Consider the following 18,166-nt stretch of genomic DNA (forward strand, 5'->3'; position numbering starts at 1 on the left):
TAAGGAACCTGCTCATGCATCCCATGCTTAACATCGCTGTCAAGGCCGCCCGCCGCGCCGGACAAATCATCAACCGCGCATCGCTCGATCTGGAGCAGGTCCAGATCAGCAAGAAGCAGCACAACGATTTCGTCACGGAGGTGGATAAAGCAGCGGAAGCGGCCATCATCGAGACGCTGAAGACGGCTTACCCCGATCACGCCATCCTCGCCGAAGAATCGGGCGAGTCGGAGCAGGAATCCGACTACCAGTGGATCATCGATCCGCTCGACGGCACCACCAACTTCATCCACGGCCTGCCCTACTACTGCGTATCGATCGCGCTCTCGCACAGGGGCATCGTCACGCAGGCAGTCGTCTACGATCCGACGCGCAACGATCTGTTCACGGCTTCGCGCGGCCGCGGCGCCTATCTGAACGACCGCCGCATCCGTGTCGGCCGTCGCGATCGACTCGCCGACGCGCTGATCGGCACGGGCTTTCCGTTCCGCGAAAACGACCATCTCGAAGCCTATTGCGGCCTGTTCGCCGACATGACGCGCGCCTGCGCGGGCCTGCGCCGCCCGGGCGCCGCTGCGCTCGATCTGGCCAACGTGGCGGCCGGCCGCATGGACGGTTTCTTCGAGCAAGGCCTGAGCCCGTGGGACGTGGCGGCGGGCGGCCTGCTCATCACCGAAGCGGGCGGCCTCGTCGGCAATTACACGGGCGAGTCCGACTTCCTGCGCCTTGGCGAAATCGTCGCGGGCAACCCGAAGATCTACGCGCAGATGGTGCCGATCCTGAGCCCGTATTCGCGGACGAAGCAAGAAGCGGCGTAAACGGCGGCGCACGCGCGACGAGGCGCGACCCACGATCAAGGCGGCTTCGGCCGCCTTTTTCTTCGCGCGTGCTGGGTGTGCTGGATACGCGCGCGACGAACCTCGCGCCAACGCACGATGGATGCTGATCGATCAACTCCCCTTTTCGGAGCATCACGCATGAACCGTCTCGCCAGTGCCGCCGGCTACGCCGAGCATGCCGCCGCCCTAGCTGAACAATACGAAGGCATCCCCTTCGAGGCGCTGCATCGCGACGTCCTGCATCTGTTTCCGACCGAGCCCGGCATGGTCCTCGACATCGGTGCCGGTTCGGGACGCGACGCAGCAGCGATGGCCCGACGTGGGCACCGTGTCGTAGCCATCGAGCCAACCGAGGCGTTGCGCCGTGAAGGCCAGCGCATTCATGCCGACGTACCGATTGAATGGATCGACGATGCGCTGCCCGCACTCGCTACGCTATGCGCGAGTGGGCGCGTGTTCGATCTGGTCCTGCTCACCGCCGTATGGATGCATCTGGACCTCCAGGAACGCGCGCAAGCCATGCAGACGGTGGCAAACCTGCTTTCGGCAGGCGGAATCGTCACGATGTCGTTGCGGCATGGCCCTGTGCCCGCTGGACGCAGGATGTACGAGGTATCGGCCGATGAGACCATCGCCCTCGGGAGAGGTCATGGGCTCGAACCCGTCCATTACAGCGAACGCGACGATGCGCAAGGCCGGACGGACGTGAGCTGGAGCTTCGTTGCGTTGCGCAAGCCCTATCCGCATACGCTGCGCTGACGCGCCCGCTTTTTTGCACGCGCCGTTAGCCATTCGGCGAAGTGCCTTTCCGCATCGGCGAGGTACACGCTCGCCCTGTACTTCCAACGCCTGTCGTACTTTGCGCGAACGCAGAGGCCTCGACGTCATGGTTTTCCAGGCAACTTACAGAGGCTGCACCTGCCTGCCGTGCTCACCTGATAGCATCTCGTTACGAATCCAGTCCGTCACGGAGGTTCGCATCGGCCTCCAGCCAAGCTCGCGACGCGCCTTGTCCCCGCGCACGCGGCTGTTCGAGCCGAGTCCGTACGACGCCATCTCATAGCCCCACTGTGCGACCGCATCCTCGAGCGGCCAATCCTGCGGCGCGCCGAGCCCCATGGCGTCGGCAATCGCGGTGGACATCTCATGAAACGACGCCTCCCCGCTCGAAACGAAATAAAAGCTTCCGGCGGGCGCCTTGTCGAGCGCGAGCAGATAAAGAGCGACCACGTCGTCGATGTGGACGTTCGACCAGATGTTGCCACCCGTGCCGACGTGCCGCACCACGCCGCTTTCGCGCGCCTGCGCAACAAGCCGCGGCAACTGCACGCTCGCGCTGCCCGGCACAGCACCGTGACCGTAGATCAAGGTATTGCACAGCACCACGGAACGTACGCCGCGCTTCGCCGCATCGGTAACGGCCCGGTCGATCGCAACGCGTGCTGCCTTGTCGACGGTCGGTTCGGGCAACGTGTCCTCGGTGTAGATAGCGTCGCCCGCGCGGCCGCCTGACGCGTCACCGACGATGCTCGAGCCGCTCGTATGCAAAAGCGCCTTGCGGGAACCGGCGAGTCCGTCGATCAGCACTTCCACCGCCCCGCGGTGATCGCTGCTCGCCGCATTGATGACGGCATCGGCGGTACGCGCTTCGGCGAGCAGCAGTTCGCGGTCGTCGAGCGAGCCCATCACGGGCTCGACGCCGAATGCATGGAGTGCGTCGCATTGTTCAGCTCGGCGCACCAGACCGCGCACGCGGTGACCTGCATTGACGAAACCTGCCGCGAGCGAGCCGCCGATGAAGCCGCCAGCACCGGTGATGAAAACGTTCATGTGAGCTTCTCCTTCGAATATGCGTTGGTTCACAGTATCGGCGTGCGCATCGTTCGGCAGAAGCCGTGTTAGGCTCAAATTAATCTTGACTGCTAGTCAAGAATCGCGGGCCGCCGCCCGGCCCGCACGACTTGTACAACATGCCCGCATGAAAACATCCACCGACGAGCTGCTCGCGTTTGTCACCGTGATCGACAGTGGCTCGATTACCGCCGCTGCGGAAAAGCTGCAGCAGACAGTCTCCGGCGTCAGCCGTGCGCTTGCACGGCTCGAGACCAAGCTCGAGGTCGCGTTAGTGCGGCGCACAACCCGTCGCCTGCAACTGACTGATGAGGGTGAACTATTTCTCACCCGCGCCCGCGCGATTCTCGCGGCGATTGAGGAGGCGGAGGAATCCGTCGCGCGACGTCGCAAACGACCCTCGGGACGGTTGCGCGTCGATGCTGCGTCGCCGTTCATGCTTCACTGCATCGCGCCGCACATGAAGGCGTTCAGCGCCCTCTATCCGGAAATCCGGCTCGAGCTGACAAGCAACGAGCGCATCGTCGATCTGCTCGAACAGAAGTTGGACATCGCGATTCGCATCGGCGCGTTGCAGGACTCGACACTGCATGCGCGTGCACTCGGCAGCAGTAAGCTGAGGATTGTCGCGAGTCCCGCGTATCTGAACGAGCAGGAGATGCCACGTAGCGTGGACGCATTACGCGCACACCGGCTGATCGGGTTCACTGCGCCGGAGCAGTTGAACCGCTGGCCGTTGCGCTGGCCGGACGCCGCGACCGGAGCCCGGAGAAGCACCGATGATCCGAGGCTGAAGATAACGCCATCGATCAGTGCGTCGAGCGGCGAGACGATCCGGCAGTTGGCGCTTTCGCACTGGGGCATCGCGTGTCTCGCCGACTTCATGATTGCAGGCGATGTGCGCGAAGGGCGGCTCGTTCCAATCCTCGAAGACCTGCTGATCGACGAGCGGCAACCTGTCAGCGCCGTCTACTACCGCAGTGCCGCGCTTGCAAGCCGCGTGCGTTGTTTCCTCGACTTCATTGCGCCGCGTCTTCAATTGTGAATCGGGCTGAATAGATGGCCATAGGGTGAAACGGCCCCGGAGGCCGGGCGTGTTGCAGCCAGTCTGGTCGTTGGTCACGGGGCAGATCGAGCCGGACCGGCGTCTCATACTTAACAAGAAAGTCCGTCGTCGGAGCGAAACTGACGCTCGAATGTCACAACGCGAGTACTTGTCAATGGCCGCTCATGGCCGGCAGCCGCCGCTCGTCATCTCCGGCAACTGGCCGAAAGGCGAACTTCGCGGTTGCAGGCCCCCGGCGTCAGAATAGTTGTCGTGTCTCTTGATTCTTAGACGAGGTCCGGGGGCGGCTTTCTTTTCCTATTCGCTTGCCGGTGGACGAGTTGATTCCCAACTAACGGGCTCAGCCGTAGTGATTTGCAGCCGCCCTCTCAACTCGGGATGCGCCCCAGCTTGCATGAGGATCACCAGTCCACCGAGCCGACGGGCATCCTCATCTGTCAGCGGCCTTGCGTCATGCGCCTCTGCGTCCGGCGGGATTGTCATACCGCCACTTCGGGCAATTTCGCGATCAATTACGGACTGCACTTCCCGTCGGAAAACGGTGCACATCTTGACCTGCTCCGTCTCCTCATCGTAGAAAACAATCGTGGCGCGCGGCGGTTTTCCCATTTCAGTATCCTCTGCAAGATTGATAACTCGCGAACGCGCGGGCAGTGCATGCCGCATAGGTACGCGGATCACTATAGATAGCGCGAGCAAACTGGCACTGCTCCATGTCCAACTCATACCGCTCGAAGCACTCAGCCTCGTCGGCCTCGCTAACTCCTCGGGCAGCAACGTTCATCAAGTCGTCGGGTGTCGACTCGACACTGAGATCAAACGGTTCCGCATTTCCGAGAGGCGTGGGTGCATCGACGGCCGTTTCCGCCGCGTCAACCGCCCCGTCGGCGGCGTTACCGATAACGCTCTCGATATATTTAATCAAATCGTCAGCGCTAACGTCATCGTAGCTTTGCATCCAAGAGTACGACTTAGAAGCAAATACCGCATCATCCAGCGGCACCGACAGGGTGCTTGCGCCCGCTGCCATTTCAGCGAATGACTGACGGGAAGGCGCGATCGGGGCGCGCCGGGAGGACGCTGGCGGTGCACTTACGCCCCCTCCAGATCGCGTCCTGGCGCGCTCTATCACGACCATCACCCTGCCGCTTTGCACAGCCGACCGAAGCAAGGCGATCGTATCGGCCGGATTCACGCTGGGTGGCTTGTATGCAACGTAGAGTCCAAGTTGCTGGAGGTAACCGCGCGCCTCATGGTTCGACCGTGTCCGTGGCCAGCGCCGCAAGAACTCCTCAACGTCCCGCTGGTACATCAGCGGCAGTACCCGCGAGACTGTCCGTTCGGACAGGACGGCTTGATCACCGAAACCTAAGTCGATTTTGACCGAGGCCATCAACCGATCTCCTGTACCAAGGGGGGACGCCATCGTAGCGATGGATCCCCGCCGAGGTAACCTCTCAGAAATGAGGTATCGCATCCACTGTCGCCCGCTTCACCTAGCCCAAACCCCAACGTGGCATGAGCAGGAGCATGAGGTTCGCAGCGACGTTGCGTGAATTGCAATCAATAAGTCGGCCTCCACCCGGCAAGAGGTCTGCACTGGCCGAATGGCGAAGATCACGCTGGTCACCGGGGGCCGCTGGTAAACTCCCGCATCCAAGTAACTTTCTGCCGGACCCATGCACACCCCGTCGACCGACTCCCTCGCCGGCCATACGCCCATGATGCAGACGTCTCTCCGCGTTATCTGACAAGGTGTCGATACAAAAGCTACGCTGAAACCTACGCCAACCAATTTCTGGAACGGCCGGCCGCTGGCGACCCAGTGTGGCCGTTCGCCATATACCGCTAAACGGCTGCAATGCAGCGAATAGCGGACGCGACATCCCCACGATTTTTGGAGACCGGTGGCCGATCAGAGCGACGCCTTCCGGTGCAGCGGCCTTCTGGAATTGCACGATTCGGCTGCAGATCAAGGCCCGGCGTTCGCACGAGAACGTGATAGTTCATGAAACCGTCACCAGCCGCAGCACGTGGTCGGCGGGCCGGTATTCGAGGGAAACGACCATTCGCTCCGGATACCCGTCTGCCCTCGGGAATTCGAGCATGATGTTGAACTTGCTGAGCTGGTGCGTGGGCTCATCGACCCACTCCATGTTGTACAGGTAGCTCATCCGCAGTTTCTCGCGGATAGCCGCCTCCAGCTCTGCTTTGGTCAAGTCGGCGAGGCCAGTCTTCATCATTTTCCCAAGCTTCACGGTCTTCAGATACTTCTCGAATTTGTCGTCCTCGATGACAACTGCGAACTCAGCGAGCGGGGCGACCTCCTTAGACATCGCTCGCAACGCGATTTCAAGATCGTCGTCCGACTCCTTTAGGAACATCTGCTCGGGCTTGTAGGACAAAAAAGTGTCGAAGTACATCGACTGAAGGCTCTTTAGCTTGAGGCCAAGGGCTGTGTAGTCATGGAGATGCAGGTTGCAGTTCTCGGTGTTCGGTCGGTCATCCTCATGTCCGAGGATGACCGTATTGCCCTGCTTGATCACCAGATTCACGAGATGCATCGACACGAATGTCTTGGCAAGGCTTGCATAGGTGCAAGGGACGTAGCCAAGGTAGGCTTTGTGTGCCCGTAGCTTGCTGTCGATAGCGGTGACGCCGCCCTCGGAAAGGTTGTTGACGTAGATGACGTAGCAGAAGCATGGATGCTTGAAGCTCAAGTCCTTGGAGACAATCGCTGAACGGCGAAGCAGCGCGCGTGCGATCTCGTCCCTGTCGTCGACCAACTCCCCACCAAGAATGCTGTGCGTCGTTTTGCTATCAAGCGCCTTGAACAGCGCGCCGGCGCATTCCACACCCGGAACGAACGTGTTCTCGCAGCGATGCTCGTCGAAAAGAAACGCCGCCTCGTGCTTCGTCGGTTGCGGCGTCAGCGCACTTCGCAGTGACGAGTAGTCGACACCCTTCGCGCGAAGGATCGTTAGGAGATCGATGTGAAAGCGCTGAATTTCATGGAAGGTGCGCGAATCAGTCCAGCCGTAGTGCTTCCGGATAACCGGGAGCAGCATGTTGCCCCGCGCGTTAAGTGTATGGATGCCAGCCATAGCACGAGTACTCCTCCGGCGTTTGTAACGTAGCGCGACTGGCCCGGTCGCTCATGCTTCTCTCTCCACGCAGCGCACTAGGCTTCCAGCCCGCCCAACTACCCGGCACCTACTCGACGAGTGCCTGCGCCGCACCCCATGTTGCGTCGGCAGCGTCGATTACTTGCCGCAGTTCGGCATCGGTCAGGTCGGTGTAGTGCGATGCCGTTACAACCGCTTGGCACAAAATGCTGACGGCTACATTCAGCAGGCTAGCAGTTAGCGCTTTCGGCGCTTCGACATGGTAGCGAAGCTCGAAACGGTCAGCATGAAGTGCCAACAATGTTGTGAGTTGGTTATGTGCGAACGAGCAAAAGACGCGGTAGGCCACGTATGTAGACAAGATGTTTGCTCTCTTGAATCGCTGGTACACGTCGAGCTTGCCATAGCCCTTCGCTTCCAACTCATCGCGCACCGGTTCCGCATCGGCTTTCCATCTGGCCAATGTTTCCTGCGCGTCCGCGTTGCCCTGCATCTCGGGGTCCGCCGCATATTCAGTGAACAACACGACATCGGCACGCGCGTTGTCGTACCTGATCTGGTCGACAAATGCAGGATCGCCAACTAGGTTCAGTAGATTCGCATGTCCCTCTAGCATTGAGCGCACCATGACTGGTGCATGGGACGAGAAGCCGCCCTCTATCAAGTGCAGGGTCGCCGCAAACTGTTCGGCGATAGTCAGACACAGCGTTGCAGCGACGCGATGTTCGCCACTATCCTGCACGCTCCCACGCAACAGCAGCCCGTCGATCTGTGCCTTTATATCGTGCGCGGCCACAAGCATTGCGGGTATGTTCGGCATTGCGTTCCCCTCTCGCGCGTAGCAGATCCATTCGGCGTCGAATATACGCCGAACTTCGGTCATTCGATGAAACTAGTCGACTGTCCCTTGGTGGCCGCACCTAGCCGCCCGGCTGAGCCGCCGAACCGCATTCGATACTGTTCTGAGGCAAGCGCCGACCATCAGCGGGGTTCACCGTCGAAGCGACATCCGACGAATGCCGACGAGTTACGCCTCAGCAATCAACACTTCCGCTGGAATCTTCAACCCTCGGTTGAGTCGTCGAATCATTGCCAAGCTCAAACCACGCTTTCGGTTCAGTACTTCATATACGCGGTTCAGGTTACCCAAATAGGGCCGCATGTCGCTTGCCGACAGTCCCTCCTGCTCCATCCGAAACTTGATTGCTTCAATCGGATCTGGAAGCTCCATCGGGAAATGATGGCTCTCGTAATTTTCGACGAGAGTCGCCAGGATTTCGAGATGATCGCCCTCGGCCGTTCCTGGCGCGGGGTCAGCGTCGACGAGCGCCGAAAGCACTTTGAGCGCGTCGTTGTAGTCCTGCTCGGTATGCAGCGGTCGAATGTCCATCTTTGTCACTCCAGCTCCACGGTCTCTGCGTCGATCTTGTCGTATTCCGCGTGTGTGCCGACAAATTTGATATAGACGACACCGATGCGGTAAGCGACCGCTACGATGAGCCGGTAGTCGTTCCCCTTGATGTTGAACACGACACGGTTCCGGCCGACGAAGCTCGCTGCCGAATATCGAGCCTTGATGTCCTGCGGCGACGCCCATGCGGCCTTGGCAGTTTCCTCATGCCATGACAACAAGGATTGCTTTGCGGCCGAGTGTTTTTCGCAGAACGCCAGCAGGTTCTTTTTCGCAACGATACGCATTGCCCCATCATAGTCCCATTTTGGGACCATGACAACCAGTATCGCATCCCCTGTCGCCCGCTTTGCCTCGTCCCAACCCCAATATGGCATGAACACGGGCATGAGCTTCGCAGTGACCTGGCGTGAATTGCAATAAATAAGGCGGTCCCCCACCCCGCAAGCAGTCTGCACTGGCCGAATGGCGAAGATCGCGCTGACCACCGGGGCCGCTGGTAAACTCCCGCATCCAAGTAACTTTCTGCCGGACCCATGCACACCCCGTCGACCGACTCCCTCGCCGGCCATACGCCCATGATGCAGCAGTACCTGCGCATCAAAGCGGACCACCCGGGCACGCTCGTCTTTTATCGGATGGGCGACTTTTACGAACTGTTCTTCGACGACGCCGAAAAAGCCGCGCGCCTGCTCGACTTGACGCTGACGCAGCGCGGTGCGTCGGCCGGCAATCCGATCAAGATGGCGGGCGTGCCGCATCATGCCGTCGAACAATATCTGGCCAAGCTCGTGAAGTTCGGCGAGTCGGTCGCGATTTGCGAGCAGATCGGCGACCCCGCCACGTCGAAGGGCCCGGTCGAGCGCAAAGTCATGCGCGTGGTGACGCCGGGCACGCTGACCGATGCGGCGCTGCTCACCGACAAGAACGACGTCTATCTGCTGGCCGTTTGCCCGGGCCACAACAAGCGCGGTGTCGTAACGACGGTCGGCCTGGCATGGCTCAATCTCGCCAGCGGCGCATTGCGTCTGGCAGAAGCGACGCCCGACGACGTGGCCGCCGCACTCGAGCGCATCCGCCCGGCTGAAACGCTGATCGCCGATGCGCCCCCGGGCTTCACGCCGAGTGGCGCCACGGGCACGCTCACGCGTGTGCCGGCCTGGCACTTCGATATCGCCTCGGGCAAGCAACGGCTGTGCGATCAGCTCAACGTCGCGAGCCTCGACGGCTTCGGCGCCGAAGCACTGACGAGCGCGTGCGGCGCCGCCGGCGCGCTGCTGCTGTACGCATCGGCCACGCAGGGGCAACAGCTGCGTCACGTGCGCAGCCTCAAAGTCGAATACGAGTCGGAATACATCGGCCTCGATCCGGCTACGCGCCGCAATCTCGAGTTGACCGAGACGCTGCGCGGCGGCGAGTCGCCGACGCTCTGCTCGCTGCTCGACACTTGCTGCACGACGATGGGCAGCCGTCTGCTGCGTCACTGGCTGCATCATCCGCCACGTGCGGCGCATTGCGCGCAAGCGCGCCATCAAGCGATCGGCGCGCTGCTCGAAGCGCCGCCCGAAGCCAGTCTCGACGCGCTGCGCAGCGCACTGCGCCGCATCGCCGACGTCGAGCGCATCACGGGGCGCCTCGCGCTGCTGTCGGCACGCCCGCGCGATCTGTCGAGCCTGCGCGATACGTTCGCCGCACTGCCCGCATTGCGCGCACAGTTCGCCCCCGTCACCGCGGCAGCCGATGCGCTGACGCGCCTGCACATCGCGCTCGAGCCGCCTGCCGCTTGCGTGGATCTGCTGGCGAGCGCCGTGGCCGAAGAGCCGGCCGCGATGGTCCGCGACGGCGGCGTCATCGCACGCGGCTACGATGCCGATCTCGACGAGCTGCGCGACATCTCCGAGAACTGCGGCCAGTTCCTCATCGATCTCGAAGCACGCGAGCGCGAGCGCACCGGCATCAGCAACCTGCGCGTCGAATACAACAAGGTCCACGGCTTTTACATCGAAGTCACGCGCGGGCAAGTCGACAAGGTGCCGGACGATTACCGCCGCCGCCAAACGCTGAAGAATGCCGAGCGCTACATCACGCCCGAGCTCAAGGCGTTCGAGGACAAAGCGCTATCGGCTCAGGAGCGGGCTCTCGCTCGCGAGCGGGCGCTTTACGATGCGCTGCTGCAGATGCTGTTGCCGTTCATCGAAGACTGCCAGCGTGTCGCAGCGGCACTGGCCGAGCTCGATTTGCTCGCGGCGCTCGCCGAACGTGCCCGCGCGCTCGATTGGGTCGCTCCCGAATTCTCCGAAGACGTCGGCATCGAAATCGAACAGGGGCGCCATCCTGTCGTGGAAGCGCAGGTCGAGCAGTTCGTCGCGAACGATTGCCGCTTCAACGCCGACCGCAAACTGCTGTTGATCACCGGCCCCAACATGGGCGGTAAGTCGACGTTCATGCGTCAGACCGCGCTGATCTCACTGCTGGCCTACGTCGGCAGCTACGTGCCCGCGCGGCGCGCCCGCTTCGGCCCGATTGATCGCATCTTCACGCGGATCGGCGCGGCCGACGATCTGGCCGGCGGACGCTCGACGTTCATGGTCGAAATGACCGAAGCGGCGGCCATCCTCAACGACGCTACACCGCAGAGCCTCGTGCTGATGGACGAGATCGGCCGCGGCACGTCGACGTTCGACGGCCTCGCACTGGCCTGGGCCATTGCGCGTCATCTGCTGGCGCACAACGGCTGCTATACGCTGTTCGCCACGCACTATTTCGAGCTCACGCAATTGCCGGCCGAGTTCCCGCAAGCGGCCAACGTGCATTTGTCGGCCGTCGAGCACGGGCACAGCATCGTGTTCCTGCATGCCGTCAACGAGGGCCCCGCGAGCCAGAGTTACGGCTTGCAGGTGGCGCAGCTCGCGGGCGTGCCCTCGCCCGTGATCCGCGCGGCACGCAAGCATCTCGCGTATCTCGAGCAGCAATCGGTTGCGCATACGACGCCGCAGCTCGATCTGTTCGCATCGGCTCCGTATGCGGAAGACACACTCGACGAAGTCGCTGTGCTCGACGATACGGCCGTGCCCGGCGCCAAGCCTAATGAGGATGCGTCGCCGCACCCGGTGCTCGAACGTCTGCACGCCATCGATCCCAACGATCTGAAGCCGCGCGAGGCGCTCGACCTGATTTACGAGCTACAAGAACTCGCTCGTGCCACCCACGGCGCACGTGACTGAGGCTGAGGCACGCGTGAAATCACACGGCACCGTGCTCGGTCGGCGCCTGACAGCGCTTACGCTCGCGCTGTCGTTCGCGTGCGCCCTGCCCTCGCCTTGCAGGGCACACGCGGCTTCGCAGACGGTCAAACCCCACTACGTGTTTGCCGTCGTGTCCGGCACGATGCAAAGCAGTGCCGACGAAGCATCGACGCAACGGCTTCTTGATGCCATAGGCCACGAGCCACGTATGGCGTTCGTCGTCTACGACGGCAACTTCAAAAGCGCAGCCGAGCCCTGTTCCGATGCGCTTTACACGCAGCGGCAACAACTGCTCGAGGCTTCGCGAGCGCCGCTCGTGCCCGTGCCGGGCCAACACGATTGGGCCGATTGCAATGCCTCGCCAGAGGGTGGCTACGACGTCGCGGAACGCCTCGACTTCCTGCGGCAAACGCTGTTTGCAGCCGATTCGTCGCTGGGTATCAATCCGTTCGCGCTTACGCGGGAAAGCGAAGTGACGCGCTTTCATTCGTATCGGGAGAACGTGCGCTGGCAAACGGACGATACGGTGTTCGTCGGTCTGAACGTCGTCGGCGGCAACAATCACTACCTGAACGCCGGTGGCCGCAACGGCGAGTTCGACGATCGCGCGATCGCCACAGCATTCTGGCTCGAGCACGCGGCCGAATACGCGAAGCGCCGCAATGCGCGTGCGCTCGTGGTATTCCTGCAAGCGAACCCCGACTTCGCCCGCTACGAGCGCGCCACCGAGCGCTTCTCATGGCTGCGCCTGACCAGCTCGCGCGCACGCGACGGCTATCTCGAATTCAAACGCAGTCTCGTCAAAGCCGCGCAGATGTTCCGCGGCCCGATCGTGCTGATCCACGCGGAACAACGCGCGTTGCCGGGAGGCTTTGCGATCGACCAACCCTTGTTCAACGACAAGGGGGGACGCATTGCGAATCTGACGCGCATTGCGATCGCACCGCACGAACGCGCGACGCAATGGGTAAGAGTGGAAGTGGATTTTGCGCGGCAACCGCCATTTCGGGTCAGCGTGCGCGCCGTGCCGAAGACACTGCCGCCGCCGCCGACGTTGCCCGCTGAACCGCAGCCGGCATCGATGCCCGAGAACCCGGAAACAATGCCAGCCATTCCGGCCATCCCTGCGAGCTCGGTTCAGGAGCCACCGATGCTGCCCGACACGGGACATGGCGGTTCGTTCGCTCCCGTGACGCCGGGCGTGATGCCCGGCAACGGCCTACCGTCCAGCTCAGTGCAGGGTGGGAGCTGAGTCGTCGTCCTCCTCGTCCTCGTCTTCGTCGAGGATTTCGATGCCTTCTGCGCCATGCACGTGCGCGTGCTCGATCTCTTCGGCCGTGGCCTCACGCACTTCCTGGACCGTCAGCGCGAAACGCAACGCCATGCCCGCCAACGGGTGATTACCGTCGAGCACCACTTTGTCTTCGGCCAGATCGGTGACGGTATAGATCAGCGTGTCGATCTCTTCGTCGCTGTCCTCGGGCGTTCCCTCGAACTGCATGCCGACTTCGATCGGCTCGGGAAAACGGTTACGCGGCTCGATCTTCACGAGCTCCGGATCGTATTCGCCAAACGCGTCCTGCGGCTCGAGCTGGATCTGCGTTTGAAAGCCCACCTCATGCCCGTCGAGCTCTTCCTCGATCTTGGGGAACGTGCCATCATAGCCGCCGTGCAGATAGACCATCGGCTCGTCGCTCTCCTCGATCAGATTGCCCTGTGCATCCGACAGTTTGTAAGCGACCGACACCACGGTGTTCTTTGCGATTTTCATTCGACTCTCCAAAATACGGTCACATTATACGATGCCCAAGCGGCCCCTTGACGACCGGCGCCATGTCGCCGGCGTTGCCGTTTCTCCCCCGCTACCCGACGTTCCCACGCCGCTTCTCGCCAACCTAACGCCGTCGCAATTCATGCGACGGTATTGGCAGAAGAAACCGCTGCTGATTCGCGGCGCCATTGCCGACATCGCACCACCGCTTTCGCGTAACGAATTGTTCGATCTCGCCTCGAGCGACGAGGCCGAATCGCGCCTCATTACGCACGCGCGCGGCACATGGCGTCTCGAACACGGTCCCTTCGAGCCCGACGATCTGCCGAGCGCGAAACGCCGCGAGTGGACGCTGCTCGTGCAGGGCGTCGACCTGCACGACGACCGCGCCCGCGCGCTGCTCGAGCGCTTCCGCTTCGTTCCCGACGCCCGCCTCGACGATCTGATGATCTCGTACGCGACCGACGGCGGCGGCGTGGGTCCGCACTTCGATTCTTACGATGTCTTTTTGCTGCAAGTCCACGGCAAACGCCGTTGGCGAATTTCCGCGCAAAAGGATCTGACCTTGAAGCCCGGACTGCCGCTGAAAGTTCTGGAGCACTTCGAGCCCGATGAGGAATGGGTGCTCGAGCCCGGCGACATGCTGTACTTGCCGCCGCATATCGCTCACGACGGCGTGGCGCTCGGCGAATGCATGACCTGCTCGATCGGCTTTCGGTCGCCGTCCGCGAACGAGCTGGTCGGCCAGTTCCTGTACCATCTGGCCGAACGCGGGTCGGCTGCGCCTGCCGCGCGTGGCGAAGCGCGCTACCGCGACCCTCGGCAGCCCGCCGTGACGCGCCCGGCGCAACTGCCGCCAGCGATGGTCGAGCAAGTGGGTGAAATCCTTTCGCGCATCCGCTGGAACGAGCGTGACATCGTGTCGTTTCTGGGCAGCTACCTGAGCGAGCCGAAGGCCCACGTGGTCTTCGACGCCCCCGAGCGCGCCCTCGGTGAAGCGGCATTCATGCGCGAAGCGGCCCGATCAGGCATTCGGCTCGACAAGAAAACGGTCTTGCTGTATGGAAACCAGACCTATTTCATTAACGGGGAAGAAGAGCGTTTGCCGAATCCCAAGAAATGGCTGACAGAACTGGCCGATACGCGCCAGATCGAGGGGCAACGCTTTGTAACACTCTCGGGCGATTCGGCGATGACAGCGCTGCTGCACGAGTGGTATTGTGCCGGCTGGGTCAGAGTCGGTGCTTTTGCCTGACGCTGTCGCCCATTGTTGGTTCAAAAACGTCAAAGTTTGTATTACAAAGACAACGTATTGGCCCTGCTTTGTCGACGGTCGGTACGAAAGTGCATATAATTTCCGCCCAAGCCGTGGGGAAGATTCACGCTCTGATGTGCATCCCACCAGCGGCCTAGGTTGGTGTTGGAGCACATTACCGGTATTATTTCGCGCTGTTGCTTACCTTTAACCATAAAAGGACGTGATCATGAAGAAATCCCTCCTCGTAGCATCCCTGTTGGCGGCTGTGGCTCTGGCTGCATGCAACAAGAGCAGCGACCAAGCAGCTGCTCCGGCTGCTAGCGAAGCCGCCGCTGCTTCGGCACCGGCTGCTGCCGCTTCGGACGCAGGTGCTGCTGCTTCGGGCGCTGCTGCTGCGAGCGACACGGGTGCTGCTGCAGCTTCGGCTCCGGCTGCTGCCGCTTCGGACGCAGGCGCTTCGGCTGCTGCTGCTGCTCCGGCTTCGGGCGCAAGCCAGTAAGCTTGACTGCCGCAAGGCAAGAAAAAACCGGCCCATGGGCCGGTTTTTTCTTTTTGGCGAACCGTTAAGCAGTTTGCATCGAGACACGGGCCCGCCCCGCTCTCCAGGCGTCTATCGCCTTTATCCCCTTAGTAGGCCCCTAACCAGCCGAAGCCATCGTCTTGTGAGGCCACTACGACGTCCTCACGGGCCGAACCGAGCACGTGAGCCAGTGCAGCCTGCGCAAGCTCGCCAAGGTTGTTCTGACGGCTCAGATGCGCCGCTACGATGTGTTTCAACCGTGTGCGATCAAGCGAAGCCAGGATAGCAGCTGCGGCGTCATTGCTTAGGTGTCCGTGATTCCCACCGATACGCGCCTTCAGCGAAGCCGGATAGCGACTTTGCGCGAGCATGGCGACGTCATGATTGCATTCGAGCACGAGTGCATCGCAGCCGCTCAGCATCGCCGTGATATGCGGCGTCGACATGCCGACATCGGTCAGCACGCCTAAGCGATAAGCACCGGTGGAGAAAACGAATTGAAGCGGTTCGCGAGCGTCGTGTGGAACGGTATAGGGCAGCACCTCGAGATCGCCGATCGCCGCCGCCTCGTCGCCCCACAGCACGTGTAAATCGACGTCGGCACTATCGGCACCCACGGCGCGGGCCGTGCCCCAGCTCATGTAGATCGGCAGCCCATGCTTACGCGCAAGCGTCAGCGCGCTGCCGATGTGATCGCTATGTTCGTGGGTGATGAGGACTGCATCGAGTTGTTCGATGCCGCACTCGAGCCGCGCAAGCCGCCGCTCGAGCTCTTTGGTGGAAAAACCGCAATCGAGCAGCACGCGCGTGGTCGTGCTGTCGCTCGACGCCTCGACAACGAGCGCATTACCTTCGCTGCCGCTGCCGAGGCTGGCAAAGCGCATGACGCGCTCAGTTCAGTTGCGCATGCAGCAACGACAGGATCTGCTGCGCTTGCGAGGAGGTGTCGACCTGGCCGTTCGCATCGACGACAGCGACTTGCGTCGCATTGTTGCCCGTCGAACGCACGCTGACGAGGAACTCCTGCGCCGCCTTCTCCTTCTGCTCGCTGTGGCCGCTATAGAACAGCTTGCCGAAGATCCCGTCGCCCTTGAGCTCTTCCATCGAATCGGCGTAGCGCACGTAGTACATGCCCTTCGTGCGGTCGCGGTTGTCGACGGTGAAATTCGTGCGATCGAGCGCCAGGCCCACGCGCAGCCATGCGCTATCGAACGACTCGGCCAGATCGAGCGTCGTCGCGCCGGCCGCCTTGTCGAGGTGCACCGGCGTGTTGCCCGGGCGTGCATCGGCCAACAGCTGGCGTGCCTGCGGATCGGTCAAGCCGAACTTCTGCATCAGCTTCGTCAGGAACACGGCCTCGAGGACCGGATTACGCGGGCGCTCGATCCAGCGCGACGACGACTTGTCCTGCCCCGTCAGCATTTCCTCCATCGCGCTGTGCGTGATCGAGATGTCGGTCGTGCCGTCCGGGCCACGCTCGACGAGCGTGCGGAAGCTGTCACGCGTACCCGACGAATAGGCGAAATCGATCACCTTGCCGATCGTGCGGCGGAACCAGTCGTCAGGAATGTTCGCGCGGTTTTCGGCCCAGTCGGTGGACATGATGCCCGTTGCCGGCACATCGTTCTTCAGCGCGAAGCCGTTTTCCTTCCAGAATTCCTCGAGCTGCGGCCACAGCTGATCGGGCTCACGGCCGTCGACGACGAGCCAGCGACGGTCGCCATCGCGTTCGATATGCATGCCGAACGGATCCTGCGCACTGGGCATGCCCTCGGTGGCATTGCCCGCTTGCGTGATGTTGCGCTTCGGCGCGCCGCCAAGCGCGGTACTGACCGGCGGTGCCAGATATTTCGGCTGCGTATTGGCCGTCGTCAGGTCGCTCGGGACGGCCAGCGTCGGCGCCGAGCCCGTTTCCTTGTAATTGACGCGGTCGGACGCGAACCAGTCGTTGAGTGTGTCGCAGCCCGCGAGCGTCGACAACACCAGCACGAGCGACGCCGTGCGGACGGCATGAGTGGAGAAAGCGGAACGTTTCATGGAGTCCTTCTGATGCGCAACGCGTTGCCTGCGGCTGCCGGGAGCGTAAGTCGATGACTGACGGTGAATGAAATGCGATTGACTGCGCGAGCCTGACGTCGGGCGCTCAGCCCTGTACGCCGCCTTCGCGCAACGCCGCACGCACGACCTCGTGATAACGCGCATCGAGCGGCGTCAGCGGCAGACGAATGCCGCCAGCCATCCGCCCCATTTCCTGAAGCGCCCATTTGACGGGGATCGGGTTCGATTCGATGAACAGATTCTTGTGCAGCGACAGCAGGCGCATATGAATCTCGCGCGCCGTCGTCACATCGCCCGCGAGCGCGGCCTTGCACAGCTCGCTCATCGCGCGCGGCGCGACGTTGGCCGTCACGGAGATGTTGCCGTGACCGCCCAGCAGCATCAGCGCGATCGCCGTGGGATCGTCGCCGCTGTAAATGCCGAAGTTGGCCGGCGCCGCCTTGATCAGCTGCGCGCCACGGTCGAGGTTGCCCGTCGCGTCCTTCACGCCGATGATGCCGGGCACCTGTGCGAGACGCAGGATCGTCTCGTTCGCCATGTCCGCCACCGTGCGGCCGGGGACGTTGTAGAGAATCACGGGCAGGTCGACCGCTTCGGCGATCTTCGCGAAATGGCGGTAGATGCCTTCCTGCGTCGGCTTGTTGTAGTACGGCACGACTTGCAGCGTCGCGTCGGCGCCGAGCGCTTTCGCGCGCTCGGTCAGCTCGATGGCTTCTGCCGTCGAATTGCCGCCTGCGCCGGCGATCACGGGGATGCGGCCCGCGGTGTGCTCGACGGCCGTCTTGATCATGAGGACGTGCTCTTCGACCGACAGCGTGGCCGATTCGCCGCTGGTGCCGACCACGACGAGCGCGTCGGTGCCTTCGTCGATGTGCCAGTCGATCAGCTTGCGAAATGCCGCCAGATCGAGCCCGCCGTCTTCGAGCATTGGGGTCACGATCGCGGGAATGCTACCGCGGATACGCACGCCGCCCTGGGTGCCGCTGGATGTGCCGTTAGCCATGAAACGCGATGAATTCAAA

The 18,166-nt window shown here is 62.2% G+C and carries 17 protein-coding genes; 7 read left to right on the top strand and 10 right to left on the bottom strand.

Features of this window, described 5'->3' with window-relative positions; genetic code table 11:
- Window positions 1-14: 14 nt before the first annotated feature.
- Window positions 15-818: an inositol monophosphatase family protein gene (locus D7S89_RS04625; RefSeq protein ID WP_121276140.1), complete on the top strand. Its 804-nt coding sequence runs from the start codon at window positions 15-17 to the stop codon at window positions 816-818.
- 159 nt (window positions 819-977) lie between these two features.
- Entirely contained in the window at window positions 978-1,598 is a 621-nt protein-coding gene (locus tag D7S89_RS04630) for a class I SAM-dependent methyltransferase (protein ID WP_121276142.1), read from the top strand.
- A 144-nt stretch (window positions 1,599-1,742) separates the two neighbouring features.
- Here the strand turns inward: D7S89_RS04630 and D7S89_RS04635 are convergent, their stop codons facing one another.
- Window positions 1,743-2,669, bottom strand: a complete 927-nt coding sequence (locus tag D7S89_RS04635) for an NAD-dependent epimerase/dehydratase family protein (protein ID WP_121276144.1) — start codon at window positions 2,667-2,669, stop codon at window positions 1,743-1,745.
- A 148-nt stretch (window positions 2,670-2,817) separates the two neighbouring features.
- On the opposite strand from D7S89_RS04635, the gene D7S89_RS04640 reads away from it, so the two are divergent.
- Window positions 2,818-3,735 carry a LysR family transcriptional regulator gene (locus D7S89_RS04640; RefSeq protein WP_121276146.1) on the top strand — a complete coding sequence of 306 codons (918 nt, stop codon included), beginning with the start codon at window positions 2,818-2,820 and terminating at the stop codon, window positions 3,733-3,735.
- Window positions 3,736-4,366: 631 nt separating this feature from the next.
- Here D7S89_RS04640 and D7S89_RS04650 read toward each other — a convergent pair.
- The 5 genes from D7S89_RS04650 to D7S89_RS04670 all read right to left on the bottom strand — a co-directional run bounded on the left by D7S89_RS04650 (window position 4,367) and on the right by D7S89_RS04670 (window position 8,579).
- Window positions 4,367-5,149 carry a hypothetical protein gene (locus D7S89_RS04650; RefSeq protein ID WP_121277292.1) on the bottom strand — a complete coding sequence of 261 codons (783 nt, stop codon included), beginning with the start codon at window positions 5,147-5,149 and terminating at the stop codon, window positions 4,367-4,369.
- A gap of 613 nt (window positions 5,150-5,762) precedes the next feature.
- Window positions 5,763-6,860, bottom strand: a complete 1,098-nt coding sequence (locus D7S89_RS04655; RefSeq protein ID WP_121276150.1) for a hypothetical protein — start codon at window positions 6,858-6,860, stop codon at window positions 5,763-5,765.
- 109 nt (window positions 6,861-6,969) lie between these two features.
- A complete protein-coding gene (locus tag D7S89_RS04660) occupies window positions 6,970-7,701 on the bottom strand; it encodes a DUF5677 domain-containing protein (protein WP_147426591.1) in 732 nt (243 codons plus the stop codon).
- Window positions 7,702-7,908: 207 nt separating this feature from the next.
- A complete protein-coding gene (locus tag D7S89_RS04665) occupies window positions 7,909-8,271 on the bottom strand; it encodes a helix-turn-helix domain-containing protein (RefSeq protein WP_121276154.1) in 363 nt (120 codons plus the stop codon).
- A 5-nt stretch (window positions 8,272-8,276) separates the two neighbouring features.
- Window positions 8,277-8,579, bottom strand: coding sequence for a type II toxin-antitoxin system HigB family toxin (locus D7S89_RS04670; RefSeq protein ID WP_121276156.1), 303 nt, complete (start codon window positions 8,577-8,579; stop codon window positions 8,277-8,279).
- A 249-nt stretch (window positions 8,580-8,828) separates the two neighbouring features.
- On the opposite strand from D7S89_RS04670, the gene mutS reads away from it, so the two are divergent.
- Both mutS and D7S89_RS04680 read left to right on the top strand, forming a co-directional pair.
- Window positions 8,829-11,516: a DNA mismatch repair protein MutS gene (mutS, locus tag D7S89_RS04675; RefSeq protein WP_121276158.1), complete on the top strand. Its 2,688-nt coding sequence runs from the start codon at window positions 8,829-8,831 to the stop codon at window positions 11,514-11,516.
- A gap of 13 nt (window positions 11,517-11,529) precedes the next feature.
- Window positions 11,530-12,789: a hypothetical protein gene (locus tag D7S89_RS04680; protein ID WP_147426592.1), complete on the top strand. Its 1,260-nt coding sequence runs from the start codon at window positions 11,530-11,532 to the stop codon at window positions 12,787-12,789.
- Here the strand turns inward: D7S89_RS04680 and D7S89_RS04685 are convergent.
- Window positions 12,769-13,308, bottom strand: coding sequence for an FKBP-type peptidyl-prolyl cis-trans isomerase (locus D7S89_RS04685; RefSeq protein WP_121276162.1), 540 nt, complete (start codon window positions 13,306-13,308; stop codon window positions 12,769-12,771). The two genes, D7S89_RS04680 and D7S89_RS04685, sit on opposite strands and share 21 nt — an antisense overlap.
- Before the next feature lie 31 nt (window positions 13,309-13,339).
- Between D7S89_RS04685 and D7S89_RS04690 the strand changes: the two genes are divergently transcribed.
- Together D7S89_RS04690 and D7S89_RS04700 are read left to right on the top strand one after the other, a co-directional pair.
- Entirely contained in the window at window positions 13,340-14,563 is a 1,224-nt protein-coding gene (locus D7S89_RS04690; RefSeq protein WP_121276164.1) for a cupin domain-containing protein, read from the top strand.
- Between the two features lie 229 nt (window positions 14,564-14,792).
- On the top strand, window positions 14,793-15,065 hold the full coding sequence (locus tag D7S89_RS04700; RefSeq protein ID WP_121276166.1) for a hypothetical protein: 273 nt from the start codon (window positions 14,793-14,795) through the stop codon (window positions 15,063-15,065).
- A gap of 128 nt (window positions 15,066-15,193) precedes the next feature.
- Here the strand turns inward: D7S89_RS04700 and D7S89_RS04705 are convergent, their stop codons facing one another.
- The 3 genes from D7S89_RS04705 to dapA all read right to left on the bottom strand — a co-directional run bounded on the left by D7S89_RS04705 (window position 15,194) and on the right by dapA (window position 18,147).
- Complete coding sequence (locus D7S89_RS04705) at window positions 15,194-15,970, bottom strand: MBL fold metallo-hydrolase (protein WP_121276168.1); 777 nt, start codon at window positions 15,968-15,970, stop codon at window positions 15,194-15,196.
- 7 nt (window positions 15,971-15,977) lie between these two features.
- Window positions 15,978-17,123, bottom strand: coding sequence for an outer membrane protein assembly factor BamC (bamC, locus tag D7S89_RS04710; protein ID WP_121276170.1), 1,146 nt, complete (start codon window positions 17,121-17,123; stop codon window positions 15,978-15,980).
- 106 nt (window positions 17,124-17,229) lie between these two features.
- A complete protein-coding gene (dapA, locus tag D7S89_RS04715) occupies window positions 17,230-18,147 on the bottom strand; it encodes a 4-hydroxy-tetrahydrodipicolinate synthase (RefSeq protein ID WP_121276172.1) in 918 nt (305 codons plus the stop codon).
- Window positions 18,148-18,166 lie beyond the last annotated feature (19 nt).

This window comes from Trinickia fusca (assembly GCF_003628145.1).
GTDB classification, from domain to species: Bacteria; Pseudomonadota; Gammaproteobacteria; order Burkholderiales; family Burkholderiaceae; genus Trinickia; species Trinickia fusca.